The following is a 25917-nucleotide window of genomic DNA, read 5'->3' on the forward strand; positions in this document are numbered from 1 at the left end:
AGCTAGCGCCCGGTGCCGGATCCGAGGCCGAGCGCGCCGGCCGTGTACTCCTCCCGGCATCCCGCGCGCAGCAGTTTGCCGCTGGAGCTGCGCGGCAACGATCCGGGCGGGACCACCGCCACGTCGTCGACCCGCACGCCGTGTCCGGTGTGGACGGTCCGCCGCACCGCCATCGCGACCTCCTCCCCGTCGGCCTCGCCGAGCACCTCCACCAGCACGACGACCTGTTCCCGTTGCCCGTCGTCGACGCCGAGCACGCAGCACGCGAGCACGGCGGGATGCGCGGTCTCCGCGGTCGCCTCCAGGTCGTGCGGGTGGTGGTTCGCACCGGCGATGATGATCACCTCCTTGGCCCGGCCGGTGACGAACAGCTCGCCGTCCCAGCGGAAGCCGGTGTCGCCGGTGCGCAGGAACGTGCCGCGCCTGCCGGGCAGCTCGGCGTGGAACACCTCGTCCGGCCGGTTCCAGTAGCCGGTACCCACGCTCGGGCCCTGCACGAAGATCTCGCCGGTCTCGCCTTCCGCGCACTCCTGCAGCGTGTCGGAATCCGCCACCACCAGCGTGATCGACGGCGGGACCGGACCGCAGCCCACCAGCCGCCGTCCTCCCGGCGGGTCGACCGGCCGGGCCCGTCCCCTGGTCAGCGCGTCGGCGTCGCAGCGCAACACCACCGGCCCCTCGCCGACCACCGCACTCGTGACCATCACGGTGGACTCCGCGAGTCCGTAGCCCGGCACGAGCGTGCCCCTGCGCAGGCCGCTGGGAGCGAACACCTCGCAGAACCGGTCGAGCGTCTCGGCCCTGACCGGCTCGCCGCCGATGAGCGCCATCTCCCAGCCGCTCAGGTCGAGGCCTGCCATCTGGACGTCGGCGATGCGCCGCACGCACAGGTCCAGCGCGAAGTTGGGCGCGCAGCTGTCCGCCCTGCCGAGCTGCGAGATCAGCCGCAGCCAGCTGACCGGGCTGCGGACGAACACCCCTGCCGGGAACAGGACCGCGGACCGGCCGGCGTAGAGCGGATCGAGCACACCGCCGATCAGGCCCATGTTGTAGTGCGACGGCAGCCACGACACGCTCGGCGGGCGGGGCAGCCCTTCCTCGTCGGACGGCCGGTACAGGTTGTCGTGGATCAGCGCGAGGTTGTGCAGGACGTTGCCGTGGGTCAGCGTGACGCCCTTGGGCTCACCGGTCGATCCGGAGGAGTACTGCAGGTAGGCGGGCGTGTTGATGCCGATGCCGGGCGGCCTCCACCGCTCCGCGAGCGCCGGGTCCGTCTCGTCGACCGCGACCCGCACCAGCCCGGCGAGTGCCGGGGACTCCTCGACCACCGCGAGGCACTTGGCGAACGTGAGACCGGTCGAGAGCAGCAACTCGGGCCCGCAGCTCGCGACGACCGACTCGATCCTGCCCACCTTCAGGCTCGTGCGGGTGCCGTCGAGCGGCGCGACCGGCACCGCGATCAGCCCGGCGTAGAGGCAGCCGAGGAACGCGATGTGGAAGTCCAGGCCGGGCTCGAAGCACAGCAGCGCGCGGGTACCGCTGGGCGCGAGCTCGGTCAGCTGCACCGCCAGCGCCCGGGCACGGCGGTCGAGGTCGGCCAGGGTCAGCGCCTCCCACTCCGTCCGCCCGTCGGCGTAGAAGGAGTACGCGCGCATGTCGGGCTCGGCGGCGGCACGGTCGCGGCACAGGTCGACCAGCGTGGTGATCTTGCGCCGGCCGCCCGCGACGCCCTTCGGCAGCCGCACTCCGTTGCGGATGTGCATCACTTGTCTCCCAGCATGAGCGAACGACAGGCGGACCGGCGCAGCTTCCCGCTCGTGGTGAGCGGCAGCGTGCCGGGTGACAGCAGCGCGACCCGGTTGAGCACCACCCCGTTCTCCGCGTGCACCGCCACGGAGACGGCGTGCCGGATCTCGTCCTGGGAGGTGCCGCGGTACCGGTGGTCGACCTCGGCGAACACCACGACGTGCGTGCCGTCCATCACCGCACACGCCGTCCGCACCGCCTCATGGCTCGCCACCACCGTCGCCTCGACGTCGTACGGGTAGAGCTGACGACCGTCGACCTCCAGCAGGTCCGGGATCCGGCAGGTGACGAAGAGCTGGCCCTCGAACAGGAAGCCCAGGTTCCCGGTGCGCAGGAACCGGCGATCTCCCACCTCCGCGCGGAAAGTGCGTTCGGTGCCGACGGGGTCGTTCCAGTACCCGGCGCCGATGCTCGGTCCGGACACGAGGATCTCGCCGACCTCGCCGGGTGCGATCGGCGTGCGGGTCTCCGGATCCGCGATGACCACGTCCAGCGACGGGTCCGGCTCGCCACACCCGACCAGGCTCCGCGCACCGGCGCCGCTCGACGCGCGTTCGACCCTGCCGCGTTCCAGTGCGGCCGAGTCGAACGGACGCACCACCGGTTGTCCTTCCAGCGGACCACCGCTGATCAGCACGGTCGACTCCGCCATGCCGTAGCTGGGGAAGAACGCCTCGCGGCGGAACCCGGCCGGGGCGAACCGCGCCGCGAACCGGTCGATCGTGGACGCGCGCAGCGGCTCGTCGCTGATCGCGGCGATGCGCCAGCGGCTCAGGTCGAGGTCGTCGCGCTGGTCGTCGGTCACCCGGCGCAGGCACAGCTCGTACCCGAGGCTGGGCGAGGCGGCGATCTCCGCTCCGTAGCGGGAGATCGCCCGCAACCAGTTGGCCGGCACCCGCGCGAAGGACTGCGCCGACATCAGCACCGACAGCTGACCGAGGAAGAGCGGCTGCAGGACACCGCCGACAAGACCCATGTCGTGGAACACCGGCAGCCAGGACACCGTCGGCGCGAGCCGCCCGTAGTCCTCGTCCGGCCGGGAGCCGCCGCGGACGATGAGATCGAGGTTGTGCAGCACGCCGGCGTGGGTCAGCACCACGCCCTTGGGCCTGCCCGTGGTGCCGGAGGTGTACTGGAGATAGGCGATCTCGCTCCGCACGTCCGGCTCCCACTCGGACTCGCCGTCCGTGACGGAGTCCGTGGCGAGCGGGATGATCAGACGGTCGCCGAGCACGGCCTGAACGCCGGCGATGGTGTCCGATGTGGACAGCAGGAGCGCGGGGTCGCAGTCCTCCGCGATGGCGAGCAACCGGGTGTGCCGCGCGTCGCCCGCCGCCCGGCGCACCGGCGGGGCCGGCACGGCGATGATTCCCGCGTACAGACAACCGAGGAACGCGGCCACGAAGTCGAGTCCGGGTGGATGACACAGCAGTGCGCGCGATCCCGGCGTGGCGAGCGATCGCAACCGCACGGCGATCGCGCGTGCCCGGCGATCCAGCTCTCCATAGGTGAGGGAGGCCGATTCCACGACACCGCTCTCCAAGAACACGAACGCGCGTTCCTCGCTTCTGTTCACCGCGTTCCTGCGGCACAGTTCCGCGAGGTTCACCACGTCCGCCGCCGTTTCCGCTGACACCGCGCACCAACTCCCATCCGAGGGTTTCCTTGCGGTGCGGACGTTACGGAGATCAGGCGGTGTCGTAATCGGTCGCGCGACGGAGGTGCGGGTCCGTCGCGCGACCGCTGCGGCCGCGGGCGTCGCGGTGCTCTTCTGTTCGCATGCCTCATGAACACACGTTTCTCGACTTCTCCCTGATGCACCCGTCGTTGCCGCCGCTACCGGGCGGAGAGGAGGAGATCCTCGTCACCGGACTGGGCATGACGACTCCGCAGGGCGGCGACGTCCAGTCCACTTGGGACGGACTGCTGGCCGGCACCTCCGGTGTGCGCCTGCTCGACGCGCCGTGGGCGGCCGACCTGCCCGTGCGGCTCGGCGCGCCGGTGCGCGAGGACCCCGGGGAGTTGCTCGACCGGGTGGCGCGCCGCCGGATGGACCGCTGCCAGCAGCTCGCCGTCGTCGCGGCCCGGCAGGCGTGGGCGGACGCCGGGGCGCCGGAGGTGGAGCCGGAACGGCTGGCGGTGGTGTTCGGCACCGGGATGGGCGGTGGTGCCACGCTGGTCGAGCAGTACGAACGCTGCCAGGAGCTCGGTCCCGACCGCGTGTCGCCGTTCACCGTCACGATGCTCATGCCGAACGGCCCCGCGGCCGCGGTGAGCATGGACCTCGGTGCGCGGGGCGGTGCGCACGCCCCCACCAGCGCGTGCGCGTCCGGCGCCGAAGCGATCGCGCTCGGTGCCGCACTGCTGCGCCGGGGACTCGCGGACGTCGTCGTCGCCGGAGGCACGGAGGCGTGCCTCGGCAGGCTGTCGATCGCGGCGTTCGCCCGGATGGGAGCGCTGTCGCGCAGGCACGACCTGCCCGAGGGCGCGTCCCGGCCCTTCGACTCCGGCCGGGACGGGTTCGTCATGGCCGAGGGCGCGGGGGCGCTCGTGCTGGAACGCGCCTCGTTCGCCCGCGCACGAGGATCCAGGGTCGCCGCCCGGCTCGCCGGCATCGGCATGACCTCCGACGCGCACGACATGACCGCGCCGTCACCGGACGGCCAGATCCGCGCCATCCGCCACGCGTTGCGGTCGGCGGGGCTGAGCCCGTACGACGTCACGCACGTCAACGCCCACGCACCGGGCACCCAGGTCGGCGACCGCGTCGAGGCGGCCGCCGTCCTGGAGGCGCTGGGCCCGCACCCGCTGGTCACGGCGACGAAGTCGGTGACCGGTCACCTGATCGGCGGCGCGGGCGCGGTCGAGGCGATCTTCACCGTGCTCGCCGTGCGGGACGGCGTCGTCCCGCCGACGCGCAACCTCGACGACCAGGACTCCGACGTGAAGCTGGAGATCGTCGCGGACCGGCCGCGGCACGCGCGGATCGGGGCGGCGATCTCGAACTCGTTCGGCTTCGGCGGGCACAACGTCGTGCTGGCCTTCACCCGGTCCGGGTGAGCAGTCCCATGCGCTGCGCGAGCAGCGCCGCGTGCATCCGGTTCGGCTGACCCAGCTTCGCGAGGATGTGCGAGACGTGGGACTTCACCGTGGCGCAGGTCAGGTAGAGCTCCCGCGCGATCTCGTCGTTGCTGCGGCCGCGCGCCATCTTGACGAGCACCTGGCGTTCCCGGTCGCTGAGCAGCCCCAGCCCCCGATCCGCCTCCTCGGACGGGGGCACTATCTCGAACCGGTCGAGCAGACGCCCCGTCACCTCGGCGCAGAGGTACGCGTGGCCCCTCGCCACGGCACGCACCGCGGCGAGGAGCTCCTCGCGGCTCGACCGTTTGAGCAGGAAGCCTCGTGCGCCGTCGTTCAGCACCCGGTGCAGCTGCTCGTCGGTGTTCTCCACGGCCAGCATGATCACGCCGCCGGCCGCGCACGTCCGGAGTCGCGCTATCGCGGTGACGTCCGCGGTGATCACCACGTGCGGCCGATGTCTTTGCGCGAGCAGCAGTCCCTCGGCCGCACGAGCCGTGTCCCCCACCACGACCACGTCCGCGTCCTCCTCCAACGCGTGCCGGAACCCGGTGCGGACCAGGGCCTCGTCATCGATCAGCAGTACGGAGACCAGCATCAGTGCCCCATCCCCAGCCCGCCGTCGACCGGGATGACGGCCCCCGTCACGTACCGCGCCGTGTCGCCGGCCAGCCACACGACCGCGGCGGCGACCTCCTCGGGTTCGGCGAAGCGGCGCAACGGGATCGAGTCCCGGTACTGCTTGCCGTACTGCTCGGGCAGCGACGAGGTCATGTCGGTGTTGACGTACCCCGGCGCGACGACGTTCGCGGTCACACCGCGACTGCCCAGCTCGCGGGCGAGCGAGCGGGCGAGCCCGATCAACCCGGCCTTGCTCGCGGCGTAGTTCGTGAGGCCCGCGCTGCCGTACATCCCGACCACCGAGGAGATGAAGATCATCCGGCCACGGCGCGCACGCAACATCGGCGTGGCGGCACGCCGGGCGCAGCGCCACGCACCAGTGAGGTTCGTGTCCACCACCGAGGTGAACCTGTCCTCGGTCATCCTCGTGATGAGCGTGCTGTCGGTGATCCCGGCGTTGGCCACGAGCACGTCGACCGGCCCCAGCTCCGCCTCGACCGCCGTGAACGCCGCGTCCACCTGCTCGCCGTCGGTCACGTCGCACTTCACCCCGAACGCACCGGTCGGGCAGTCCCCACCCCGGTGGGTCACCGCCACCTTCGCGCCGTCGGACACGAACGCCTCCGCGATCGCCCGGCCGATACCCCGGTTGCCTCCGGTCACCAGCACTGTGCGGGTCATGATGTGCTCCTTATGGATCATCGGCGTCCGGGTGATGCCGCTGGTCGGTGTCCCGGCCGCCCCTATCGTGGGATCGGATTCGGGCACCGGCGCCCTCAACCTGTTCCGAGGTTAGGGAGATCAACGGTGTCGCCTGATGGCCCTCGCGGCCGACCTGTTGACCTTTCCGGCCAACCGCACCCGTACCGCCGTGGCGCGGCCGGCGTGCGGGCGATGGTCGAGGTCGGCGCCGAACACGGCGTCGATGTGCAGAAGTGCTTGCAGGACACCGGAATCGACCCGGAGACACTGCTGCACGACAACACGGTGGTGAGCGGCACGCAGGAGCTCGCCGTCGCCGCCAACCTCGTCACGGCGACCGGCAGCGCGTCCGGCGTCGGACTCGCGGTCGGCGACCGGCTTTCGTTGCGCGCCTACGGTGTCTGGGGCTTCGCGATGCTGACCTGCCCGACGGTCCGCGGTGCCGTCGAGTTCGGCATCCGGTACCTGCCGCTCACCTACGCGGTCACCGGCTTGAGCCTGCGGGTGTCCGGCGACGAGGCCTGCCTGATCGTGGACGGCGACGGTTCCTCGGCAGCGCTGAGACCGTTCCTCGTCGAACGGGAGATCGCGGTGACCGCAGGCATCCTCCGCGCCATCCTCGGCGAGTCGCCACCGTCGATGCGCGTGGAGTTCCGCGTCCCCCGATCGGTGTCGGTCGACTACGAGAAGGCGCTCGGGACACCGGTGCGGTTCGGCGCGCCGCACAACGCGATCGTCACCGACATCGCCGTGCTGGATCTTCCCCTGCCCCAGTCGGATCCGCTGACCCTGACGGTGTGCGAGCGCGCGTGCCGCTCGCTGCTGAACGAACGCTGCTCCCCGTGCGTCGCGCAGAACGTGCGGGAGATCATCGCCGAAGGCGTGACCGAGGCCGACCTGATCGCCGCGCGTCTGCACCTGTCGGCCCGCACGCTGCGCCGCCATCTCGCCGCGGAGGGGACGTCACTGCGCCACCTCGTCGACGAGGCCCGGCGTGTCCAGGCCATCGAGCTCATGACCCTGGACCGCCTCACCGTCGAGCAGATCTCGCTGCGGCTGGGCTATGCCGACGCGGCCACGTTCATCCGCGCGTTCCGCAGGTGGACGGGCACCACGCCGGGCGCCTATCCCGTGCGCTGATCACCGGCCTGCGGTCCGAGCGGTTCGAGCCGGGCCGGCACGTGCTTGTGCCAGGGTGTGCCGGCCCATTCGTCGCGGTCCTCGGCGGAGGTGAGTTCGTTGGGAGCGACGCCCGTGCGTTCCTGCACGGTGAGCCCGAGGCCGTTGGGCAGCGAGATGTGGCCGGAGCGCATGGTGTCCGTGGCGTCCACGGACACGTCCGCGGTGCCGCGACGGGTGGTCAGCCTGACCCGGTCGCCCGTCGTGACGCCCAGCCGTGTCGCGTTGGTGGTGCTGATGCGCAGGCGGCCGTCCGGGTCGCGCCGCCGCCAGGTGGGGTCGCGCATGATCGTGTTGGCCGTGAACGCGCGCCGCTCCCCCGCGGACAGCACGAAGGGCCAGTCCGGGTCCTGCCGCGGGACGGGCCTGTCACCCAGTGCGGCCACCGCGGCGAGCAGTTCCGGCACGTCGAGGGTGATCCGGCCACGGGGCAGGCGCTGCCACGATGCGTCGTACTCGTCCTCGGTGATGTGCACGCCGTGCGAGCCGTCGACGATCGCGGCGAAGAGCCGCTCCCCCGCCTCGAGGCCGGACCCGTAGCCGGCCTTCTCGACGCCGGCCGGGTTCTTGCGGGCGCAGTCGTGTGCGGCCATCCACAGCACGGCGGCCGCTGAGGCGTCGTGCGGCAGCGTCGGACCGAGGGTGCGGTACAGCAGAACGGACGCGAGCCGCCGTTTCACCGGGTCCGCGAGGGCGGCGAGGAACGCCTGCGCGAACTCGGCACGTCCGGCGGCCGCGGCCGCGCGCAGCGGCGCGTAGTCCTGTTCGGTGAGCGCGCCGGAGGCCTCGACGAGCCGGGCGTGGATCTCCGGTTCGGGCAGCACGCCGTCCGGTGCGGGCACGACGGGGTGGCGCAGGTGGAAGATGTTGCGCGGGAAGTCGAAGTTGAAGAACGTGGCCTCGAACTTCTCGAACTGCGTCGGTGCGGGCAGCACGTAGTCGGCCAGGCGCGCGGTCTCGGTCATCGCGATGTCGATGACGACCACGAGCTCCAGCGCGGCGAGCGCCTCCCGCATCCGGGCCGAGTCGGCCAGGGAGTGCGCGGGGTTCGCGCTCTCGACCAGCATCGCCCGGTAGCGGGCCGGGTGGTCGGTGAGGATCTCCTCGGCGATCACGTTGCACGGCACGAGGCCGCTGATGATCCGCGCGCCGGCAACCGGGCTGCGCGGGCCCTCGCCCTCGGCGTGCCCGCGGTCGCGGCCGATCGGCACCAGGCTGGACGGCACGTACTGGGCGCCTCGTTTGCCGAAGTTGCCGGTGAGCAGCCAGACCAGCTTCTCGACGTAGCTCACCAGCGTGGAGTCGCGGTTCATCTGGACCCCGAGGTCCTCGAAGACGGCCACCGAGTCCGCGGCGGCGATCCGGGCGGCAACCGCCCGCACCAGCGTTTCCTCGACGTCGGCGACGGCGCAGTAGTCGCCGACCGGTACCCGGCGCAGGACGGCGGTGACGGCGTCGAGGCCGTCCGCGTGCTCGGCGAGCCAGTCCGCGGCGATCAGGTTCTCCTGCACGAGCACGGCGGCCATCGCGGTCAGCAGGTAGAGGTCGGTACCGGGCCGGACCTGGAGGTGGAAGTCGGCCAGCTCCGCCGTCTCGGTGCGCACGGGGTCGATCACGATCATCGACCGGGCCGGGTCCTTGGCGATGTCCTTGAGCACCGACCGCGCACGGGGGAAACCGTGTGACTGGTAGGGGTTCTTGCCGACGAACAGCGCGACCTCGCAGTGCTCGAAGTCCGCGCGGGTCATGTTGCCGAGCATGCGGGCGCTGACCCAGAACTCGCCGGTCTTCTCCTGCGCGAGCGCGGACGAGCGGTAGCGGGCGCCGAAGGCGGCCATGGTGGCGGGCGAGTACGCGCCGCCGAGGTGGTTGCCCTGGCCGCCGCCACCGTAGTAGAAGATCGTCTCCCCGCCGAAGGTGTCGCGGACCTCGCCCAGGCGCGCCGCGATCTCACTGATCGCGGTGTCCCAGTCGATCTCCTCGAAACCGCCGTCGGGCCGCCGGCGCAACGGCTGCGTGATCCGGCCGGTGTCACCGTTCTGGTGCAGGTCCAGACGCAGTGCCTTGTTGCAGGTGTACCCGGCCGACGCGGGGTGGAGCTTGTCGCCGCGGATCTTGTCGAACGACCGGCCGTCCTCGCCGACGAGGATCTCGATCCCGCAGTTGCACTCGCAGAGGATGCAGGCGCTGGGTTTCCACATGAGCCGGGCTCCTAGTCTCGTCGCTCCAGCAGAGGCGCGATCTCGGCGAGCACGTCGTCGAGCGGGCCCAGGTCGCGGTGCGCGCGGCAGAGGATGATCGCTCCCTCGATCGCGGACACGATCAACGTCGCCAGCCGCTGCGCGCGTGGTGCCGCGAAACCACTGGCGGACAACGCTTCCGCGAGACTGGCCTGCCACTGGCCGAAGATCTCACGCACCAGGTCACCGGCGTCGGGGACGAGGTCGCGGCTGTCCACGGCCATCGCGGCGACGGGGCAGCCCGCCCGGTAGCCGGTCTTGGTCAGCGCCCGCTTCCAGAAGGCGACGAGCCGCTGCATCATCTGCTGGACGTCACCTCCGGCCGCCGACTCGCGGACCATGGTGGCGATGTGGTCCCCGGCCTGGCGGACCGCGCCCAGGACCATCTCGTTCCGGCCGCCCGGGAAGTGGTGGTAGACGGAGCCTCGCGGCGCACCGCTGTGCGCCAGGACGGCGTCGACCGTGACGCCGGCCGCGCCGCGTTCCCGCAGCAACAGCACCGCGCTGTCCAGCATCCGCTGCTTGGTGCCCCGCCTGCCCTGCTCGCTCATCGCCCACCTCCCTGATTCGGGAGTATGACAGAGACCATAGTCGATGTCACCAGACCTGTGGGGACGGGCCGACGCACACCGGTCTCGTCGCTGGAAGCAGGTCGTGATCAGCACCGTGTTCGGGCTGCTGGGCATCGCGCCCGGCCCCGACATCACCACGCCGGCGGTGTTCTCACTGACGGGACTGGCACCTGCCGCCGCCCGCACCGCGTTGTCGGCGCTGGAAGAGATGTCACTGGTCGAACGGCAACCGCACGGCCGGTACGCGATGCACGACCTGGTTCGCGCCTACGCCGCCACCACCGCCCACGCCCTGCCGGCCGACGTTCGGGAGACGGCGCAGGTGCGGGTGGTTGACTTCTACCTGCACACCGCCCACGCCGCCGACCGCCTCCTGAACCCCGCCCGGCCGCTCGTGCGACCCGATCCGCCCGCACCCGGCGCGCACCCGTTCCCGCTGCCCGACGCGGCGGCCGCGCTGGCGTGGCTGGACGCCGAACACGCGACGCTGCTGGCGGCCCAGCGCACCGCGGTCGCCCTGGGCCGCCACCACGTCGTCTGGCACCTCGCCAGGACTCTGGACACCTTCCACCTCCGGCGGGGGCACCGGCACGACGCGCTCGCCGCGTGGAGGGCCGCCGTGGACGCCGCCGCCCACCTGCCCGACCCGGCCACCCTCAGCCGCGCCCACCGGAGCCTCGCCCGCGCCTGCACCCGCCTGGCCCGGTACGAGGAGGCCGTCGACCACCTGAACCAGGCCCTCGAACTGACCGTGCGCCACGACGACCCCACCGGACAGGCGCACACCCACCGGGTGCTCGCGTTCGCCTGGGGAGAACGGGGAGACGACCGGCGGGCCCTGGAGCACGCCCGGCACGCCCTCGACCTCCACCGCACGCTGCGGCATCCGGCCTGGGAGGGCGACGCGCTCAACTCGGTGGGCTGGTACGCCGCGCGCCTGGGCGAGTTCGACACCGCACGCGAGCACTGCCAGGCCGCCCTCGCGCTGAACCGGCACCACCACTACGCCGAAGGTGAGGCGGGCGCCCACGAAAGCCTCGGGTTCATCGCCCACCGCACCGGTGACCACCGGCAGGCCGTCGACCACTACCGCCAGGCCCTCGTCCTGCTCCGTGCACTCGGATACACCTACGGCGTCGCGGACACGCTCGACCGCGCCGGCCACCCGCACGCCGCTCTCGGACAGAACCGTGAGGCGCGCGAGGTGTGGCAGGAGGCGCTCGATCTGTACCAGGAGCAAGGCCGTGAGGACGACGCCGAGCGCGTGCGGCGGCAACTCGACGACCTCGCCCGCACGGAGGAGTGAATCCGGGACGTCGGTTCGATCCGGAACAGCCAGCGGTTGACCTTCCAGCGGCTGCAACGTTGAGGATTCATCCCATGGACGAACGCACGGACCTGCTCACCATCGGCCAACTCGCACGCCGTACGGGCATCTCGGCACGTACTTTGCGCTTCTGGTCGAACGAGGGCGTCATCGCGCCGGCTGGCCGCACGGCAAGCGACTACCGGCTCTACGACGCCGCGTGCGTGGCCCGCGTCGAGCTCATCCGCACCCTGCGCGAGCTCGGCCTCGGGCTCGACGACGTGCGCCGGGTGCTCGAGCGCAAGGCAACGGTCGCCGAGGTCGCCGCGGCGCACATGGCCGCGATCGACACGCAGATCCGCGCCCTGAAGGTGAGCCGCGCCGTGTTGTCCACCGTGTCGAAACGTCGATCCACCCTCGAGGAGACAGCACTGATGAACCGGTTGGCACGGCTTTCAGCCGCCGAACGCGCGCAGATCATCGACGACTTCAAGGCCGACGTGTTCGGTCGCCTCGACATCGAACCGGGGCTGCGCGAACGGGTACGCGAACTCAGCATCGACCTGCCGGAAGATCCCACGCCCGACCAGGTGGACGCCTGGATCGAGCTGGCAGAACTCGTGCAGGACCCGGACTTCCGCGCCCGGCTGGGAACCTTCCTGGAACTCAACACCCCCGCACCCGGGCGAAAGGCACCACCCGGCGCGAACATCTGGTGGGCCCGGCAGGTGGTGAACGAAGTCGCGCAGGCCAGGGAAGATGGCGTCGACCCCGACGGTCCCGCCGCAGCGGAACTGATCTCCACCATGTTCGGCAACGCCGATCTGAACGCGGTGCTGGCGTCCCTGGAAGCGGGGATCGAGGCAGGCGCGGAACGGTATCGCCGGCTTGTCGGCCGGGTGCAGGGGCGGCGAAGTGCGCCGGACGCCACTGAGGAACTGCGTTGGCTGGCAACAGCTCTGCGGTTCGCCGCCGAAGGACGAACTGCGCGGCGATGAGATTTGGCCCCTTGGGCCATCACCCTTCGCAGCACGAGACTGCTGACATGAATGACAATCGAAGATCAGTGGTATCCGCTGTTCTCGTCACGGCGGGCCTGGTGCTCTGTCCGACCGGGATCGCGGCGGCTCAGCCACCTCAGACGTGCAACGGACAGGCGGCGACGCAGATCGGCACGAACGGCGACGACGTGCTGTTCGGCACGAACGGTGCGGACGTGTTCGTCACGCACGGCGGCGACGACGTCGTGTTCGGTCTCAACGGGAACGACATCGCCTGCCTGGGAGCGGGAGCCGACGAGTTCTTCGGCGGCAACGGAAACGACTGGGCCGCTGGAGAAGCGGGTGCCGACTCCCTCAACGGCGAAGCGGGCGCCGACACGCTCCTCGGCGGCGAGGGGCCCGATCGTCTCGACGGCGGCGCCGGGAACGACACGCTCAACGGCGGCGCGGCGGCGGACAACATCGAAGCCGGCGCGGGCGACGACACCGTGAACGCGGGAGCGGGTGCGGACTCCGTCAGCGGTGGCGACGGTGCCGACGCGCTCAACGGGCAGAACGGCGCGGACCGGATGAACGGGGACAACGGCAACGACCGCCTCAACGGTGGTCCGGGCGTCGACGACCTCGACGGTGGTGCCGGAAACGACATCGTCAACGGCGACGCGGGCAACGACACGCTCACCGATCCGACCGGTTCGGACGTCGGCGACGGCGGTGCCGGTCAGGCCGACCGCTGCGACTCTCGCTTCGAGTCGCTGTCCAACTGCGAGATCATCTTCTGACAGGCGCGTACGAAGCCGAGGGTGCGCAACGAGGAAACGCACCCCCGGCACGGAGCCGCCAGGACGGTCGCGGTCAGCGGCCGAGCCGATCGAGAAGGTCGAAGTCCTCATCGGACAGATCGACGTCCACCGCGCCGGCGTTCTCCTCCAGGTGACGCAGGGAGGACGTGCCCGGGATGGGCAGTACGACCTTCGACCGGCGCATCAGCCACGCCAGTGCGACCTGCGCCGCGGTGGCGCCGAGCCGGCGGGCCACCCCGGTCACCGGCGAGTCCGACCGGACGCTCGGTGCGATCGGAAGCCAGGGCAGGAACGCGATGTCATGCCGCTCGCAGTGCTCCAGCACCTTCTCCGAGCGCCGGTCGCCGAGGTTGTACCGGTTCTGCACGCTCACGATCGGCGTGATCCGTTCGGCTTCGACGATCTGTTCGACGGAGACCTCGGACAGTCCGACGTGCCGCACCTTTCCCTCGTCCTGCAGCTGCCGCAAGGCGCCGATCTGGTCCGCCAGCGCGACCGCGGGGTCGATCCGGTGCAACTGGAACAGGTCGATGCGCTCGACCCGCAGCCGGCGCAGGCTCAGCTCGGCCTGCTGGCGCAGGTACTCCGGACGACCGAGCGGGATCCACTCGTCGCCGGGGTGGCACTGGCCGGCCTTGGTGGCCACCACGACGCCGTCGGGGTACGGGTGCAGGGCCTCGGCCAGCAGCTCCTCGTTGCGGCCGAGGTCGTAGGAGTCGGCGGTGTCGATGAAGGTGATGCCGAGTTCGACCGCACGGCGGGCCAGGGCGTGCGCGGCGGCCGGGTCGTCCGCAGGCAGCCGCATGGCACCGAAACCCAGCCGGTGGACCGGGAGGTCGCCGACGAGGACGAGGAGGTGACGATCGGAATGCACGGAGTCTCCTTGCGGGTGTCGGTTCCTGCGGCACCGACACTGCCGCCCCACCGCCGCTAAGACAATCGAAACATTGTTGGATCGACCGCGTAGCATCGCTTACGTGTTGAACCTGGAACGCCTGCGGACCCTTCACGCGGTGTCCACCACGGGATCGGTCCGCGGCGCCGCCGAGGCGCTGCACGTGACCACCTCGGCGGTGTCGCAGCAACTGTCCAGACTGGAGCGCGAGGTCGGCCAGCGCCTGCTGGAGAAGCAGGGGCGGGGCATCCGGCTCACCGACGCCGGCGACCTGCTCGCCGAACACGCGGGCAGGCTGCTGCAGCAGGTCGAACTCGTCGAGACCGACCTCGCCGGCCACCGCGGCGCGGTGGCCGGATCACTCACGGTGGCCGCGTTCGCCACGGCCGCCCGCGGCCTGTTGCCGACGGTGCTGCACACGCTGCGGCAGCGGCACCCGAACCTGTCGGCGCGGCTCGCGGAACTGGAGCCCACCGAGTCGATCGCCCAGCTCCGCCACGCCGACATCGACATCGCGGTGGTGCAGGACTGGCCGGAGGAGCCGCTCGCGGTGCCCGACGGGATCTCGTGCGCCCCACTGCTGGAAGACGTTCTCGACGTGGCGCTACCCGCCCACCACCCGTTGGCCGACCGGGCCACCGTCACCCTGGACGAGCTGCACGACGAGGACTGGGTGGGCTGGCCCAGCGACGAGATCTGCCACGGCTGGCTCGAGAACACCCTGCGCCGCAACGGGATCGAGCGCCGGGTCAGGCACACCGCCTCGGAGCACTCCACCCAGCTCGCGGTGGTGGCGGCGGGGCTCGGCGCCGCGATCATTCCCCGGCTCGGGCGCGGCCCGACACCGGCCGGTGTCCGGTTCGTACCACTGCTACCGGCACCCCGACGACGCGTGTTCGCCTTGTGGCGCAACGGCACCACGAACCGCCCCGCGTGCCGGGCGGCGCTGCGCGCCCTGCAGGACGCCGCTCAGCAGTGCGACATCAACGGTGTGGCTGAGCGCGCACAACTGCGCAGTCGCTAGTTCTGGCAGCCGCAGCCCGACGCGGTCTTCGCCTCCACGACGGTGACGCCGGGGTCGACGGACTGCTCGTCAGAGGTGCAGCAGGCGCTGACACCGCAACAAGACCCTTCCGCCTGGACCGGAGCCGTTGTGCCGACGGCTTCGACGGCGAGTGGCTTCACCGCGCGGACGATGGCCCCGTGCATGCCGTCGGCCGCCTCGAAGGTCGGGGTGATCTCGATGTCGGCGAACCCGGCGGCTTCGAGACCCTCGCGGTACTCGGTGAAGGTGAGGGCTCCGGCGATGCAGCTGACGTAGGAGCCGCGTTCGGCCCGCTCAGCGGACGTGAGGTGGTCGTCGGCGACGACGTCGGAGATGCCGATCCGGCCGCCGGGGCGCAGAACGCGGAAGGTCTCGGCGAACACCGCGGGCTTGTCGACGGAGAGGTTGATGACGCAGTTGGAGATCACGACGTCGATGGTGCCGCCGGGCAACGGGATGGCCTCGATGTCGCCCTTGAGGAACTCGACGTTGGTGGCGCCGGCCTTCTCGGCGTTGGACAACGCCAACGCGAGCATCTCGTCCGTCATGTCCAGGCCGTAGGCCTTGCCGGTGGCGCCCACGCGGCGCGCCGAGAGCAGGACGTCGATGCCGCCGCCCGAACCCAGGTCCAGCACCCGCTCGCCCTCGCGGAGCTCGGCGACGGCGATGGGGTTGCCGCAGCCGAGTGAGGCGGCCACGGCCTCCGCGGGCAGTTCGTCGCGCTGGGCCGCCGGGTACAGCGTGGCGCCGAACGTCTCGTCGACCTCGACGGAGTCCGGGCCGCAGCACCCTCCTCCACCCTGGGTGACGGCGGTCGCGGCTGCCGCGTAGCGGGCACGGACGGTCTCTCGCAGCTCGGTCTGCTCGCTCATGAGAGGCACTCCTCCAGGCTGTATCGAAGTTTGTCTATGCCATGGTTGCACCGGAGGCGGAGACGCGTCAATATTGAAGTATGTCGAATCAAGGTGAGGGCTGCTGCGAGCCGCTGTCGGAGGAGCCGCTCGCCGAGGAGCAGGCGGCGGAGCTGGCGACGGTGTTCAAGGCGCTGGGTGATCCGGTGCGCCTGCGACTGCTGTCGCTGATCGCGTCACGTCCCAGCGGCGAGGTCTGCGTCTGCGAGCTCACGCCCGCGTTCGACCTCTCGCAACCGACGATCTCCCACCACCTCAAGCTGCTGCGGCAGGCCGGCCTGGTCGACTCGGAGCGGCGGGGCACGTGGGTCTACTACCGGGTGCGGCCGGAGACCACCGACAGGATGGCCGCCCTGCTGTCGAGCGTCAGCGGAGATCGCGCCGCGGTGTGAAAGCGTGGGACCGCCCGGCTGGGCGGCCCCAATGCTCGTTCAGACGCGGACTTCCACGTCGAGTTCCTGGAGGAGCCCGCGGACGCGGCGTTCGATCTCGTCACGGACGGGACGGACGTCGGCGACGTCCTTGCCGGCGGGGTCGTCGAGCGTCCAGTCCAGGTACCGCTTGCCGGGGAACACGGGGCACGCGTCGCCGCAGCCCATCGTGACGACCACGTCGGCAGCGCGGACGATCTCGTCGGTCCACGGCTTGGGGAACTCGCGGGAGATGTCGATGCCGAGCTCCCGCATGGCTTCGACGGCGGACGGGTTGATCTGGTAGTCCGGTTCGGAGCCGCCGGACCACGCCACCGCGCGGTCCTCGGCGAGGTGCTCGAAGAAGCCGAGCGCCATCTGGCTGCGACCCGCGTTGTGCACGCACAGGAACAGCACGACCGGCTTGCCGTCGTGCACGTGGCCCTCGACCTTCGCCAGCGCGTGCAGCCGCTGGCCGGCGAACCGTTCGGCCAGCAGCGGCAGGAAGTTCGGAACGGTGCTGCGGGAGGCGAACTGGTCATAGCTGGTGTGCAGGTACCGTTCGATCGTTTCGGCGCCGAAGACACCGTCGAACTTGGCGCGCAGGCGGGTGGCGGCGGTTTTCAGGGCGAGCTGCTGATCGATGCTCAGGGTCATCGGTCTTCTCCAGACTGGTGAACGACGGGGGCCAGCCGGTCGACCCGGTCGGCGAGATCGAGGTAAGCGTGTTCGAAGGCGTCCTCGGTGCCGGCACGGGCGGGATCGGGAACCGACCAGTGCAGGCGGTCGAGATGGCTGCCGAGCTGCTCGTGGGCGTTGTCGCACACGGCGATCACGAGGTCGTCGGGCCGCAGAACGTCTTCGACGCGGGCGGTGCGGGCGCGGGCGAGCGGCAGGCCGTGCGCCTTGGCGGTCGCGACCGCGAGCGGGTGCACACCGGCAGCGGGCTTCGTGCCGGCGGAGGCGGCGGGAACGGTGCTGCGCTTCTTCCACAGCGCGGCGGCGAGCTGGGAGCGCGCCGAGTTGTACGTGCAGACGAACACCACGCGCGGCGCGACCCGTTGCCCGGCCGGGCCGAGCCCGGTCAGCGCGTCGGTGCGCAGCCGCAGGTAGTTGCGGCGCTGATCGCCTTCCGAGCGGGTGCGCTCGAGCAGGCCTGCCTGTTCGAGCAGCTTCACGTGGTGTGCCAGCAGGTTGCTGGGCAGGCCGAGCTCGCGGCCGACCTCACCGGGTGAGGCGTCGCCGAGGAGCAGCCGGTCGACGATCGCCAGCCGCGCGGGTTCGCCGAGCACCGCGTACAGCCGCGCCCGCTCCACCACCGAGGAAGACCACTCAACGTTCATTGAGTCAATGTTTGTTGAGCATTCCGGCGAAGTCAAGCCTCGACCGACACCGGGAAGATGAACAGTGAGGACGCCGCCCAGGCGGCGAACTCGGCTGCGTCAGCCGAGTGATGTGGCGATCTTCGCCACGGTGGCCTTCGCGGTGGGCCCGACGCCGATCAGGGTCGCGGACGCGGCTCCGGTCCACCCGCCGTACCCGAGCAGGTGCAGGCGCGGCTCCCCCACCGCCGTCGTGCCGTCCACTCCGACGCGGCCGCGTTCGTCACGCAGGTGCAGCGGCGAGAGGTGCCCGAGCACGGGCCGGAACCCGGTGGACCAGATCACGACGTCGACTTCGGCGAGCACGCCGGTGTCCATCGGCGTGGCCACGAGCAGCCCGCTGTCCCGAGCCTCCCGGACCGGCGGCACGGCCACGATGTCACCCAGCTCCCCCACCCCACCCGCCCGGCGGCCGGCGATGTCGAAGAGCGCCTTGCCGTCGATCTCGTCGGGCAGGTACCGCGGCGGACGGCGGGTCATCCACGTCAACGACGTGTGCGGGACCAGGTCGGCCGCGATCTGCGCGCCGGAGTTCCCGCCGCCGACCACGACGACCTTCCGCCCCGCGAACTCCAGTGGGTCCCGGTAGTCGACGGTGTGCAGCTGACGGCCCGGCAGGTCCATCAGCGGACGGAACGGCCGCCACCACGTACCGGTAGCGCTGATCACGTGCCGCGCGGTCCAGGTGCCTGCGTCGGTGTGCACCAGCAGTCCGTCGTCGGCACGGCTCACCGACGACACCCGGACGGACCGGTGCACAGGGACGTCGTAGCGCTTCTCGTAGGCCGTCAGGTAGTCGACCACGTGCTGCGCGGTCGGGTAGCCGTCCGAGAACGGCGGCATCGGCCGACCCGGCAGGGAGCTGTGGCGCGCGACGGAGAACAGGCGCAGCGAGTTCCACCCGTGCGGCCAGGCACCGCCCGGCGAGACCTGCGCGTCGAGGACCACGTGGTCGATGCCCGCGCGGCGCAGGTAGTAGGCGGCGGCCAGACCCGCCTGGCCGCCGCCGATCACCACGACATCAGACTTCAGCGCGAGCCGCCCAGCGACGACGCAGCCACAGGCTCACGTAGACCAGCCCCACGAGCACGGGCACCTCGATCAGCGGGCCCACCACACCGGCCAGCGCCTGCCCGGAGGTCACGCCGAACACGCCGATCGCGACGGCGATGGCGAGCTCGAAGTTGTTGCCCGCCGCGGTGAACGCCAGCGTCGTCGTGCGCTCGTAGGAGAGCCCGGACGCCTTGCCCAGCGCGTACGAACCGGCCCACATGATCGCGAAGTAGACGAGCAGAGGCAGCGCGATCCGAGCGACGTCGAGCGGGCGGCTCGTGATGGTCTCGCCCTGCAGCGCGAACAGGATGACGATCGTGAACAGCAAGCCGTACAGGGCGATCGGGCCGACGCGCGGCAGGTACCTGGACTCGTACCACTCCCGGCCCTTCGACCGCTCCCCCAGCTTGCGGCTGAGGTAGCCGGCCAGCAGCGGGATGCCGAGGAAGATGAGCACCGACTTGGCGATCTCCCACGCGGAGAAGTCCACCGACGCGGTGTCCAGGCCCAGCCAGCCCGGCAGCAGGTCGAGGTAGAACCAGCCGAGCACACCGAACATGACCACCTGGAACACCGAGTTCAACGCCACCAGCACCGCGGCCGCCTCGCGGTCACCGCAGGCGAGGTCGTTCCAGATGATGACCATGGCGATGCAGCGCGCGAGCCCGACGATGATCAGGCCGGTGCGGTACTCGGGCAGGTCGGCCAGGAAGATCCAGGCCAGGGCGAACATCAGCGCCGGGCCGAGCACCCAGTTCAGCACCAGTGACAGCACCATCGTGCGCTTGTCGCGGGTGACGGTGTCCAGCTTGTCGTAGCGGACCTTGGCCAGCACCGGGTACATCATCAGCAGCAGGCCGAGGGCGATCGGCAGCGATACGCCGTCGATCTTCACCGCCTCGATCACGCCCTGCAGGCCGGGGACGAACCGGCCGAGCCCGATGCCCGCCACCATGGCGAGGCCGATCCACGCCGGCAGCCACCGGTCCAGAAAGGACAGCCGGTGCAGGACGTCCTGCTCCGCCGCCGGGGTGGTGGTGCTCAACAGGGCCTCCTGGCATCGGAGTCGGCGCGGTCGGCCAGCTCGTGAAGACTGTCGGCGATCCGGCGCAGGGCGTCGGGCCGCAGGCGGTAGTACGTGAAGCGCCCGCACGGCTCGGTGTCGACGAACCCGGCCTCGCGCAGCACCTTCAGGTGGTTCGACACGTTGGTCTGCTTCGCGCCGGTCTCCTCGACGAGGTGACAGGTGCACAGGGCCTCACCGGCCAGCAGCTGCAGGATCTGGGCGCGCAGCGGGTCGGCGAGAACCTTCAACACATCAGCATCGAGTGACATCAGCCGGGAATGATACATCAGCTCCGCCTGATGAGACACCGAGGGCAGGAACACCCCTCCACGGTGTCCAGCACTCACGTGCATCGGGCATCATCGAACGAACGAAACGCCCGCCCCCGAGGAGATCGCCGTGACCAAGACCCCCGAAGTGCTGTTCGTCTGCGTGCACAACGCCGGCCGTTCCCAGATGGCCGCGGCGCTGCTGCAGCACTACGGCATGGGCAGGATCGCGGTCCGCTCCGCGGGCTCGGCACCGGCCGAGAAGGTCAACCCGGCCGCCGCCGAGGCGCTCGCCGAGTGGGGGCTGGACATCACCGCCGAGGTGCCCTCGAAGCTCACGACCGAGGACGTCGAGGCGTCCGACGTGGTGATCACGATGGGCTGCGGCGACACGTGCCCGGTGTTCCCCGGCAAGCGCTACCTCGACTGGGAGCTCGAGGACCCGGCGGGCCAGGGTGTCGACTCCGTCCGCCCGATCCGCGACGACATCGACCGCCGAGTGCGCGGCCTGGTCGCCGAACTGCTCGGCTAGCCGGTCCGTCGCATGTGAACTGCCGAAGCAGCCGGTTGCCGCCCACCGCGGCGAGGTGGGCGGCAACCGACGTGGACGGTCAGACGTCGACCGGCTCGCGCTGGGCGTCCGGGGCAGTTGCACGGCTGCCGCGCAACGTCCCAGCTGCGACAAGGGCTCCCACGATCGCGATGCCCGCGGCGCCCGTGAACGCGGCGGACACACCACTGGTCAGAGCGTCGGCGTCACCGAGCCGGCCGGCCCCGTACGAGGCGGCCAGCGCGGTCATCGCGGCCAGGCCGAGTGCGGACCCGATCTGGTAGCTGGTGTTGACGATGCCCGACGCGAGGCCGCCTTCCTCCGGGCGAGCGCTGGAGATGGCGGTGCCGAGCGAGGGGATGAACGCCAGGGCCATGCCGGTCGCGGCCACGAGCGACGCGGGCAGCACGTCGACCCAGTAGTCGCCGTCCGGGCGCACCAGTGCGAGCCATCCCAGACCGGCGGCGAGCACGACGAGCCCGGTGACCACCATGGACTTGACGCCGAACCGCGCGGTGAGACGAGGCGCGACCACCACCATCAGCACCATGATCGCGGTGGTCATCGGCAGCAGCGCCGAGCCACTGGCGAACGCACCGAGACCGAGCACCTGCTGCAGGTAGAGGTTGAGGAAGAACCACATCGGGATCCACGCGCCGCCGAGCAGCAACTGGGCGATGTTCGCCGCCCCGAGCCGGGGTGTGCGGAAGATGCCGAGCCGGACGAGCGGAGTCTTCCGCTTGGCCTGGACGAGCAGGAACGCGCCCAGCAGCACGACGGCCGCGATCAAGCCGGTGATCGTCTCGGTCGAGGCCCATCCCGCTTCCGGAGCACGCACCACGGCGTAGACCGCCACCGCCAGGCCGGCCGTCACGGTGACCGCACCGAGCAGGTCGGTGGAGCCGCGCTGAGCGGTGCCCGCGGGCATCAGGGCCGGAATGGCGACCAGGGCGATCACCGCGATCGGCACGTTGACGTAGAAGACCCACGGCCAGCTCAGGTATTCGGTGATCACACCGCCGAGGAAGACGCCGGCGGTACCACCGGCCGGAGCCGCGGCGCCGTAGACGGCGAGCGCCTTGCCGAGCTGCGCCGGTTCGCTGCCGAACAGCATCATCAGCAAGGTGAGCGCCGAGGGGGCGATGAGGGCGGCGCCGGCGCCCTGCACCGCGCGGCCGGCCAGCTCGACCCAGATCTCCCCCGCCGCACCGGCGACCACGGACCCTGCGAGGAGCACCAGCCAGCCGGCGGCGAACATGCGACGGGCACCGAGCAGATCGGACAGCCTGCCGCCGAGCAGCAGCAGACCACCGAACGCGACGACGTAGGCGTTGAAGACCCAGGAGAGGTTCTCCGGGGAGAAGCCGAGATCCGCCTGGATCCTCGGCAGGGCCACCCCGATGATCGAGGTGTCCATGATGACCATGAACTGGGCGGCGGCGATGAGGGCGAGTGCCCACCACCTGCGCCGGTCCACCTGCTCCACACTGGACATTCTAGTACTCCATACCGGTAGGGGGTATCAACGGGACACACGTGTGCCCCGCGCGCGATGCGCTCACCCCGGCACAACGAAAAGATCTGGAAGGCCCGTGGCCGCGAGGTCCTCGCGGCCACGGTTCACTCAGTGCTGGTGATGACCGTCGTGGCCGCCGTGGTACTGGTGCACCACGGCGTGTCCCTTGCCGCGCGAGATCAGCCAGCGGTTGACCGGGACCGTCACGACGAACGCCACGGCCAGCGCGAAGGCGAGGCTGACCCAGAACAGCCAGCTCGCCAGGCCCGCCTCCATCGCGCCGGGCACGAGCAGCATCACCACGTTGTCGACGATCTCCATGACGGCGATCGACACGGTGTCGGCGGCGAAGGCCACACCGATCGCGGCGCGCAGCGGCAGGCCCGACTTCAGCACCGGGCGGATGGTGAGCGCGTAGCCGAACACGAAGGCCAGCGCGACCGCGAGCGCGATGGTCGACAGGGCGGACCAGCCGAGCGCGGTGCCGATCACCATGCCGAGCACCTCGCCGATGGCACAGCCGGTGAGGCAGTGCAGCGTCGCCGATACGGCCAGTTTGGTCAGACTTTGCTGCGGGCTGCCGTGCTCCATGACTTTCCCCTTCAAGTCTCGGTACCCCTAGGGGGTATTCCGGGGAGGAAGTTACGCCTATACCCCCTAGGGGTGTCAACCCCCGATGTGCACAGCCTGAGGTGAACCGGTCGCGACGGTGACCCGTAAGCGTCGGTGATGGGACCTACTAGGTACGGTAGTGGCATGACCGGAAGCGCGCAGCGAACAGTGGCCCAGTGGGCCCTGCTTTGCCTGCTCGTTCTCGGTGTCATCGGGATGCACCACGTCAGCGCGGGCGCGACAGGCGCGCACACCGGCATCGCCGCCAGCGCCGGCGCCCATGGTGACCACCACACACCGGACGGCCCGGAGCCCGCGCCGGCACACGACCTGTCGCACATGTGCATGGCGATCCTGTGCGCCGTGGTGTCACTGCTGCTCGGCTGGTCGCTCCTGCGCCTGAGCCACCCGTCGGACGACCCGGCGGCGTCCGCTCCCGCCTGGCCCCGCGCACCCGCCAGGCCTCCCCCGCTCGGCGGCCGCGGGGTGCTGACCTCGTTGTGCGTGTTGAGGTTGTGATCGGCACCGGTTCCTCGGACGGTCACATTCCCAGCACAGAAGGTTGCACATGATGAGGAAGTCCCTGATCGGTTTCGGCGTCGCCGGCGTGGCTGTAGTCGCGCTTCTCGCGGGCTGCGGGAGCGGTGGTGACATGGCGGGCATGCAGCACAGCTCGACCACCGCGGCGCCGTCCGCCGCGGGCCAGCAGGACGGCCACAACGAACAGGACGTCAAGTTCGCTCAGGACATGATCGGGCACCACCAGCAGGCGCTGGACATGGCGGCGATGGTCCCGTCCAAGAGCACGGATCCCAAGGTCACCGACCTCGGCAAGCGCATCGCCGCGGCGCAGGAACCCGAGATCAAGAAGATGACCGAGTGGCTGACGAAGTGGGGTGCCGCGCCCGCCTCGACGTCGATGCCGGGCATGGACCACGGCTCCGGCCACGGCTCGATGCCGGGCATGATGACGGCCGAGGAGATGGCGAAGCTCAACGGCGCCACCGGCGCGGAGTTCGACCGCATGTGGCTCGACATGATGATCAAGCACCACCAGGGCGCCGTCGAGATGGCCGAGGCGGAGCAGGAAAAGGGCTCCAGCGCCGACGCCAAGAAGCTCGCGCAGGACATCATCGCCGCCCAGCGGGCGGAGATCACCGAGATGCAGACGCTCCTGAAGTAGCGCTGACGCGGTGAACGCCGGACGGAGCGCGCACAGCGGTCCGTCCGGCGTTCTTCTTGCCCGAACCGGCCGCATCCGGCCGGACACTGAGCGCCACCTCACATCACATACCCCTACTCCGTATCGTCGAACTCCTTGCACACCCATACCCCCCATAGGTATAAAGGTGGCAAGCGCCCACCGTTCCCCCGGTCATCCACGACCGGCCGCGCGGTGGACCGATCGACAGGAGCGGTAGATGCACGGCTACACCGACAACAAGGAAGACCACCTGCGGCGTCTGCGGCGCATCGAGGGCCAGGTGCGCGGGCTGCAGCGGATGATCGAGAACGACGACTACTGCATCGACGTCCTCACCCAGATCTCCGCCGCGACCAGGGCGTTGCAGTCGGTGTCGCTCAACCTGCTCGACGAGCACCTCAAGCACTGCGTCAGCCAGGCCATCACCGAGGGCGGCACGACCGCGGACGAGAAGATCGCCGAGGCCAGCAACGCCATCGCCCGCCTGGTCCGCTCCTGACTCCGCGTTTCCGAACCACTTCTGAGGAGCACCCCATGTCCGAGTCCGTCTTCACCGTCAGCGGCATGACCTGCGGGCACTGCGTCAGCTCGGTGACCGAGGAGATCAGCCAGATCGACGGCGTGCGGAACGTGTCCGTCGAGCTCGACGCCGGCTTGGTCACCGTCACCAGCGACCAGCCCGTCGCCGAGGACGACGTCCGGGCCGCCGTCACCGAGGCCGGCTACACGCTGGTCAGCAGCTGAGGGAGAGCCAGATGAACACCGCCACGAAGGTGGCCGCCTACGCCGGTGTGCTGGCGCTCGTCTTCGGCGGCGCATGGGCTGCCGGCGCCGCCGCCGGGCCGTTCGGCGGTCCGTCCACGCTGGACGCGACGGAGCGCGGCGCCGAGCAGCCCGCCCCGGCCCAGGACGCGGCGGAGGGCAAGCTCCCACCAGGACTTTCCGTTGCGGACAACGGTTACGTGCTCACCCTCGCGCAGACCATCCTGCCCGCCCGGACGCAGCAGAACTTCAGCTTCAGGATCGGCACGAGCAGCGGCGGCACCGTCACCAGGTTCGAGGTGGAGCACGAGAAGAAGCTCCACCTCGTGCTGGTGCGCCGCGACGGCTCGGGCTTCCAGCACGTGCATCCGGAGATGTCCGACGACGGCACCTGGTCGGTTCCGCTCACCCTCCCCACGGCCGGGAGCTACCGCGTCTTCGCGGACTTCAAGCCGGAGAACGGCGCGAAGACCACGCTGGGCGCCGACGTGCAGGTCGCCGGCGCGTACGAGCCGCAGCAGTTCGCCGAGGACTCGCGCGAGTCCGCAGTGGATGGTTACGTCGTCCGGCTGACCGGCGACCTCACCGCGGGCGCCGAGTCCACCGTGACCACCACCGTCACGAAGGACGGCAAGCCCGTGACGGACCTGCAGCCCTACCTGGGCGCCAACGGCCACCTGGTCGCGTTGCGCGCGGCCGATCTCGCCTACCTGCACGTGCATCCGCAGGACGCCCCCGGCGCGGGACCCGACGTGAAGTTCGCGGTCGAGGTGCCGACGTCCGGCCGGTACCGGCTGTTCCTGGACTTCCAGCACGAGGGCAAGGTCCGCACGGCGAGCTTCACCCTCCACACCAGCGGCTCCGCACCCGCGCCCGCACCGACGACCGCCACGCCCACGCCGTCCGACGACCACGGTGGTCACGGTGGCTGAGC

28 protein-coding genes are annotated in these 25917 nt (G+C 70.8%); 13 read left to right on the forward strand and 15 right to left on the reverse strand.

The genetic code is table 11. From position 1 onward, the window contains the following. Positions 1–2: 2 nt before the first annotated feature. Both SK571_RS14655 and SK571_RS14660 read right to left on the reverse strand, forming a co-directional pair. Positions 3–1763, reverse strand: coding sequence for a fatty acyl-AMP ligase (locus SK571_RS14655; protein ID WP_319984604.1), 1761 nt, complete (start codon positions 1761–1763; stop codon positions 3–5). Beyond that, complete coding sequence (locus SK571_RS14660) at positions 1763–3442, reverse strand: fatty acyl-AMP ligase (RefSeq protein ID WP_319984605.1); 1680 nt, start codon at positions 3440–3442, stop codon at positions 1763–1765. Before SK571_RS14660 ends, SK571_RS14655 begins: the two co-directional genes overlap by 1 nt. Before the next feature lie 179 nt (positions 3443–3621). Between SK571_RS14660 and SK571_RS14665 the strand changes: the two genes are divergently transcribed. Then, complete coding sequence (locus SK571_RS14665) at positions 3622–4866, forward strand: beta-ketoacyl-[acyl-carrier-protein] synthase family protein (RefSeq protein WP_319984842.1); 1245 nt, start codon at positions 3622–3624, stop codon at positions 4864–4866. On the opposite strand, the gene SK571_RS14670 is transcribed toward SK571_RS14665, so the two are convergent. Together SK571_RS14670 and fabG are read right to left on the reverse strand one after the other, a co-directional pair. Next, positions 4850–5482: a response regulator transcription factor gene (locus SK571_RS14670; RefSeq protein WP_319984606.1), complete on the reverse strand. Its 633-nt coding sequence runs from the start codon at positions 5480–5482 to the stop codon at positions 4850–4852. The genes SK571_RS14665 and SK571_RS14670 overlap by 17 nt on opposite strands. Continuing rightward, the gene (gene fabG, locus SK571_RS14675) at positions 5482–6186 is read right to left on the reverse strand and encodes a 3-oxoacyl-ACP reductase FabG (protein WP_319984607.1); all 705 of its coding nucleotides are present in this window, start codon (positions 6184–6186) and stop codon (positions 5482–5484) included. Before fabG ends, SK571_RS14670 begins: the two co-directional genes overlap by 1 nt. A gap of 213 nt (positions 6187–6399) precedes the next feature. Between fabG and SK571_RS14680 the strand changes: the two genes are divergently transcribed. Continuing rightward, positions 6400–7347, forward strand: coding sequence for an AraC family transcriptional regulator (locus SK571_RS14680; RefSeq protein WP_319984608.1), 948 nt, complete (start codon positions 6400–6402; stop codon positions 7345–7347). Here SK571_RS14680 and SK571_RS14685 read toward each other — a convergent pair. After that, positions 7332–9587, reverse strand: a complete 2256-nt coding sequence (locus SK571_RS14685; protein ID WP_319984609.1) for a molybdopterin-dependent oxidoreductase — start codon at positions 9585–9587, stop codon at positions 7332–7334. The genes SK571_RS14680 and SK571_RS14685 overlap by 16 nt on opposite strands. 11 nt (positions 9588–9598) lie before the next feature. Further along, the gene (locus tag SK571_RS14690; protein ID WP_319984610.1) at positions 9599–10177 is read right to left on the reverse strand and encodes a TetR/AcrR family transcriptional regulator; all 579 of its coding nucleotides are present in this window, start codon (positions 10175–10177) and stop codon (positions 9599–9601) included. A gap of 103 nt (positions 10178–10280) precedes the next feature. Here SK571_RS14690 and SK571_RS14695 point away from each other — a divergent pair, with 103 nt between their 5' ends. The 3 genes from SK571_RS14695 to SK571_RS14705 all read left to right on the forward strand — a co-directional run bounded on the left by SK571_RS14695 (position 10281) and on the right by SK571_RS14705 (position 13287). After that, positions 10281–11504 (forward strand): tetratricopeptide repeat protein, encoded by a 1224-nt coding sequence (locus SK571_RS14695; RefSeq protein WP_319984611.1) that lies wholly within the window; start codon positions 10281–10283, stop codon positions 11502–11504. 74 nt (positions 11505–11578) lie between these two features. Beyond that, entirely contained in the window at positions 11579–12502 is a 924-nt protein-coding gene (locus tag SK571_RS14700) for a helix-turn-helix domain-containing protein (RefSeq protein WP_319984612.1), read from the forward strand. Positions 12503–12549: 47 nt separating this feature from the next. Further along, positions 12550–13287: a calcium-binding protein gene (locus SK571_RS14705; RefSeq protein WP_319984613.1), complete on the forward strand. Its 738-nt coding sequence runs from the start codon at positions 12550–12552 to the stop codon at positions 13285–13287. Positions 13288–13360: 73 nt separating this feature from the next. On the opposite strand, the gene SK571_RS14710 is transcribed toward SK571_RS14705, so the two are convergent. Beyond that, positions 13361–14182 carry an aldo/keto reductase gene (locus SK571_RS14710; protein WP_319984614.1) on the reverse strand — a complete coding sequence of 274 codons (822 nt, stop codon included), beginning with the start codon at positions 14180–14182 and terminating at the stop codon, positions 13361–13363. Between the two features lie 103 nt (positions 14183–14285). Between SK571_RS14710 and SK571_RS14715 the strand changes: the two genes are divergently transcribed. After that, positions 14286–15227: a LysR family transcriptional regulator gene (locus SK571_RS14715; protein ID WP_319984615.1), complete on the forward strand. Its 942-nt coding sequence runs from the start codon at positions 14286–14288 to the stop codon at positions 15225–15227. Here the strand turns inward: SK571_RS14715 and arsM are convergent. Beyond that, positions 15224–16120: an arsenite methyltransferase gene (gene arsM, locus SK571_RS14720; RefSeq protein ID WP_319984616.1), complete on the reverse strand. Its 897-nt coding sequence runs from the start codon at positions 16118–16120 to the stop codon at positions 15224–15226. The two genes, SK571_RS14715 and arsM, sit on opposite strands and share 4 nt — an antisense overlap. An 80-nt stretch (positions 16121–16200) precedes the next feature. Here arsM and SK571_RS14725 point away from each other — a divergent pair, with 80 nt between their 5' ends. Then, a complete protein-coding gene (locus SK571_RS14725; protein ID WP_319984617.1) occupies positions 16201–16551 on the forward strand; it encodes an ArsR/SmtB family transcription factor in 351 nt (116 codons plus the stop codon). Between the two features lie 39 nt (positions 16552–16590). Here the strand turns inward: SK571_RS14725 and SK571_RS14730 are convergent, their stop codons facing one another. The 5 genes from SK571_RS14730 to SK571_RS14750 all read right to left on the reverse strand — a co-directional run bounded on the left by SK571_RS14730 (position 16591) and on the right by SK571_RS14750 (position 20339). Continuing rightward, the gene (locus SK571_RS14730) at positions 16591–17226 is read right to left on the reverse strand and encodes an arsenate reductase ArsC (RefSeq protein ID WP_319984618.1); all 636 of its coding nucleotides are present in this window, start codon (positions 17224–17226) and stop codon (positions 16591–16593) included. Beyond that, complete coding sequence (locus SK571_RS14735) at positions 17223–17912, reverse strand: arsenate reductase/protein-tyrosine-phosphatase family protein (RefSeq protein WP_319984619.1); 690 nt, start codon at positions 17910–17912, stop codon at positions 17223–17225. The genes SK571_RS14730 and SK571_RS14735 overlap by 4 nt, the downstream gene beginning before the upstream one ends. A 99-nt stretch (positions 17913–18011) precedes the next feature. Then, positions 18012–18968, reverse strand: a complete 957-nt coding sequence (locus tag SK571_RS14740; protein WP_319984620.1) for an ArsO family NAD(P)H-dependent flavin-containing monooxygenase — start codon at positions 18966–18968, stop codon at positions 18012–18014. Between the two features lie 4 nt (positions 18969–18972). Then, a complete protein-coding gene (gene arsB, locus SK571_RS14745) occupies positions 18973–20049 on the reverse strand; it encodes an ACR3 family arsenite efflux transporter (protein ID WP_319984621.1) in 1077 nt (358 codons plus the stop codon). After that, complete coding sequence (locus SK571_RS14750; RefSeq protein WP_319984622.1) at positions 20046–20339, reverse strand: ArsR/SmtB family transcription factor; 294 nt, start codon at positions 20337–20339, stop codon at positions 20046–20048. Before SK571_RS14750 ends, arsB begins: the two co-directional genes overlap by 4 nt. Before the next feature lie 130 nt (positions 20340–20469). Between SK571_RS14750 and SK571_RS14755 the strand changes: the two genes are divergently transcribed. Further along, entirely contained in the window at positions 20470–20871 is a 402-nt protein-coding gene (locus SK571_RS14755; RefSeq protein WP_319984623.1) for an arsenate-mycothiol transferase ArsC, read from the forward strand. A gap of 79 nt (positions 20872–20950) precedes the next feature. On the opposite strand, the gene SK571_RS14760 is transcribed toward SK571_RS14755, so the two are convergent. Together SK571_RS14760 and SK571_RS14765 are read right to left on the reverse strand one after the other, a co-directional pair. Further along, positions 20951–22384: an MFS transporter gene (locus SK571_RS14760; protein WP_319984624.1), complete on the reverse strand. Its 1434-nt coding sequence runs from the start codon at positions 22382–22384 to the stop codon at positions 20951–20953. 129 nt (positions 22385–22513) lie between these two features. Then, positions 22514–22996: a DUF4396 domain-containing protein gene (locus tag SK571_RS14765; RefSeq protein WP_319984625.1), complete on the reverse strand. Its 483-nt coding sequence runs from the start codon at positions 22994–22996 to the stop codon at positions 22514–22516. A 165-nt stretch (positions 22997–23161) separates the two neighbouring features. On the opposite strand from SK571_RS14765, the gene SK571_RS14770 reads away from it, so the two are divergent. The 5 genes from SK571_RS14770 to SK571_RS14790 all read left to right on the forward strand — a co-directional run bounded on the left by SK571_RS14770 (position 23162) and on the right by SK571_RS14790 (position 25915). Then, positions 23162–23536 carry a hypothetical protein gene (locus SK571_RS14770; protein ID WP_319984626.1) on the forward strand — a complete coding sequence of 125 codons (375 nt, stop codon included), beginning with the start codon at positions 23162–23164 and terminating at the stop codon, positions 23534–23536. 52 nt (positions 23537–23588) lie between these two features. After that, on the forward strand, positions 23589–24200 hold the full coding sequence (locus SK571_RS14775; protein WP_319984627.1) for a DUF305 domain-containing protein: 612 nt from the start codon (positions 23589–23591) through the stop codon (positions 24198–24200). A gap of 238 nt (positions 24201–24438) precedes the next feature. Next, positions 24439–24720 (forward strand): metal-sensitive transcriptional regulator, encoded by a 282-nt coding sequence (locus SK571_RS14780; protein ID WP_319984628.1) that lies wholly within the window; start codon positions 24439–24441, stop codon positions 24718–24720. 35 nt (positions 24721–24755) lie between these two features. Next, positions 24756–24965 (forward strand): heavy-metal-associated domain-containing protein, encoded by a 210-nt coding sequence (locus tag SK571_RS14785; protein WP_319984629.1) that lies wholly within the window; start codon positions 24756–24758, stop codon positions 24963–24965. 11 nt (positions 24966–24976) lie between these two features. Continuing rightward, positions 24977–25915: a hypothetical protein gene (locus tag SK571_RS14790; protein ID WP_319984630.1), complete on the forward strand. Its 939-nt coding sequence runs from the start codon at positions 24977–24979 to the stop codon at positions 25913–25915. The last annotated feature ends 2 nt before the right edge of the window (positions 25916–25917 follow it).

It is taken from the genome of Lentzea kristufekii, from assembly GCF_033949925.1.
Lineage (GTDB): Bacteria > Actinomycetota > Actinomycetes > Mycobacteriales > Pseudonocardiaceae > Lentzea > Lentzea kristufekii.

What these genes read in the sequence shown, in the direction of transcription:
- SK571_RS14680 (WP_319984608.1), top strand. Translation starts at nt 6,400, where the DNA reads ATGGTCGAGGTCGGCGCCGAACACGGCGTCGATGTGCAGAAGTGCTTG.
- SK571_RS14785 (WP_319984629.1), top strand. Translation starts at nt 24,756, where the DNA reads ATGTCCGAGTCCGTCTTCACCGTCAGCGGCATGACCTGCGGGCACTGC.
- SK571_RS14665 (WP_319984842.1), top strand. Translation starts at nt 3,622, where the DNA reads ATGCACCCGTCGTTGCCGCCGCTACCGGGCGGAGAGGAGGAGATCCTC.
- SK571_RS14770 (WP_319984626.1), top strand. Translation starts at nt 23,162, where the DNA reads ATGACCGGAAGCGCGCAGCGAACAGTGGCCCAGTGGGCCCTGCTTTGC.
- SK571_RS14655 (WP_319984604.1), bottom strand. Translation starts at nt 1,763, where the DNA reads ATGCACATCCGCAACGGAGTGCGGCTGCCGAAGGGCGTCGCGGGCGGC.
- SK571_RS14760 (WP_319984624.1), bottom strand. Translation starts at nt 22,384, where the DNA reads ATGTCCAGTGTGGAGCAGGTGGACCGGCGCAGGTGGTGGGCACTCGCC.
- SK571_RS14735 (WP_319984619.1), bottom strand. Translation starts at nt 17,912, where the DNA reads ATGAACGTTGAGTGGTCTTCCTCGGTGGTGGAGCGGGCGCGGCTGTAC.
- arsM (WP_319984616.1), bottom strand. Translation starts at nt 16,120, where the DNA reads ATGAGCGAGCAGACCGAGCTGCGAGAGACCGTCCGTGCCCGCTACGCG.
- SK571_RS14690 (WP_319984610.1), bottom strand. Translation starts at nt 10,177, where the DNA reads ATGAGCGAGCAGGGCAGGCGGGGCACCAAGCAGCGGATGCTGGACAGC.
- fabG (WP_319984607.1), bottom strand. Translation starts at nt 6,186, where the DNA reads ATGACCCGCACAGTGCTGGTGACCGGAGGCAACCGGGGTATCGGCCGG.
- SK571_RS14725 (WP_319984617.1), top strand. Translation starts at nt 16,201, where the DNA reads ATGTCGAATCAAGGTGAGGGCTGCTGCGAGCCGCTGTCGGAGGAGCCG.
- SK571_RS14685 (WP_319984609.1), bottom strand. Translation starts at nt 9,587, where the DNA reads ATGTGGAAACCCAGCGCCTGCATCCTCTGCGAGTGCAACTGCGGGATC.
- SK571_RS14730 (WP_319984618.1), bottom strand. Translation starts at nt 17,226, where the DNA reads ATGACCCTGAGCATCGATCAGCAGCTCGCCCTGAAAACCGCCGCCACC.
- SK571_RS14790 (WP_319984630.1), top strand. Translation starts at nt 24,977, where the DNA reads ATGAACACCGCCACGAAGGTGGCCGCCTACGCCGGTGTGCTGGCGCTC.
- SK571_RS14780 (WP_319984628.1), top strand. Translation starts at nt 24,439, where the DNA reads ATGCACGGCTACACCGACAACAAGGAAGACCACCTGCGGCGTCTGCGG.
- SK571_RS14750 (WP_319984622.1), bottom strand. Translation starts at nt 20,339, where the DNA reads ATGTCACTCGATGCTGATGTGTTGAAGGTTCTCGCCGACCCGCTGCGC.
- SK571_RS14775 (WP_319984627.1), top strand. Translation starts at nt 23,589, where the DNA reads ATGAGGAAGTCCCTGATCGGTTTCGGCGTCGCCGGCGTGGCTGTAGTC.
- SK571_RS14705 (WP_319984613.1), top strand. Translation starts at nt 12,550, where the DNA reads ATGAATGACAATCGAAGATCAGTGGTATCCGCTGTTCTCGTCACGGCG.
- SK571_RS14765 (WP_319984625.1), bottom strand. Translation starts at nt 22,996, where the DNA reads ATGGAGCACGGCAGCCCGCAGCAAAGTCTGACCAAACTGGCCGTATCG.
- SK571_RS14700 (WP_319984612.1), top strand. Translation starts at nt 11,579, where the DNA reads ATGGACGAACGCACGGACCTGCTCACCATCGGCCAACTCGCACGCCGT.
- SK571_RS14670 (WP_319984606.1), bottom strand. Translation starts at nt 5,482, where the DNA reads ATGCTGGTCTCCGTACTGCTGATCGATGACGAGGCCCTGGTCCGCACC.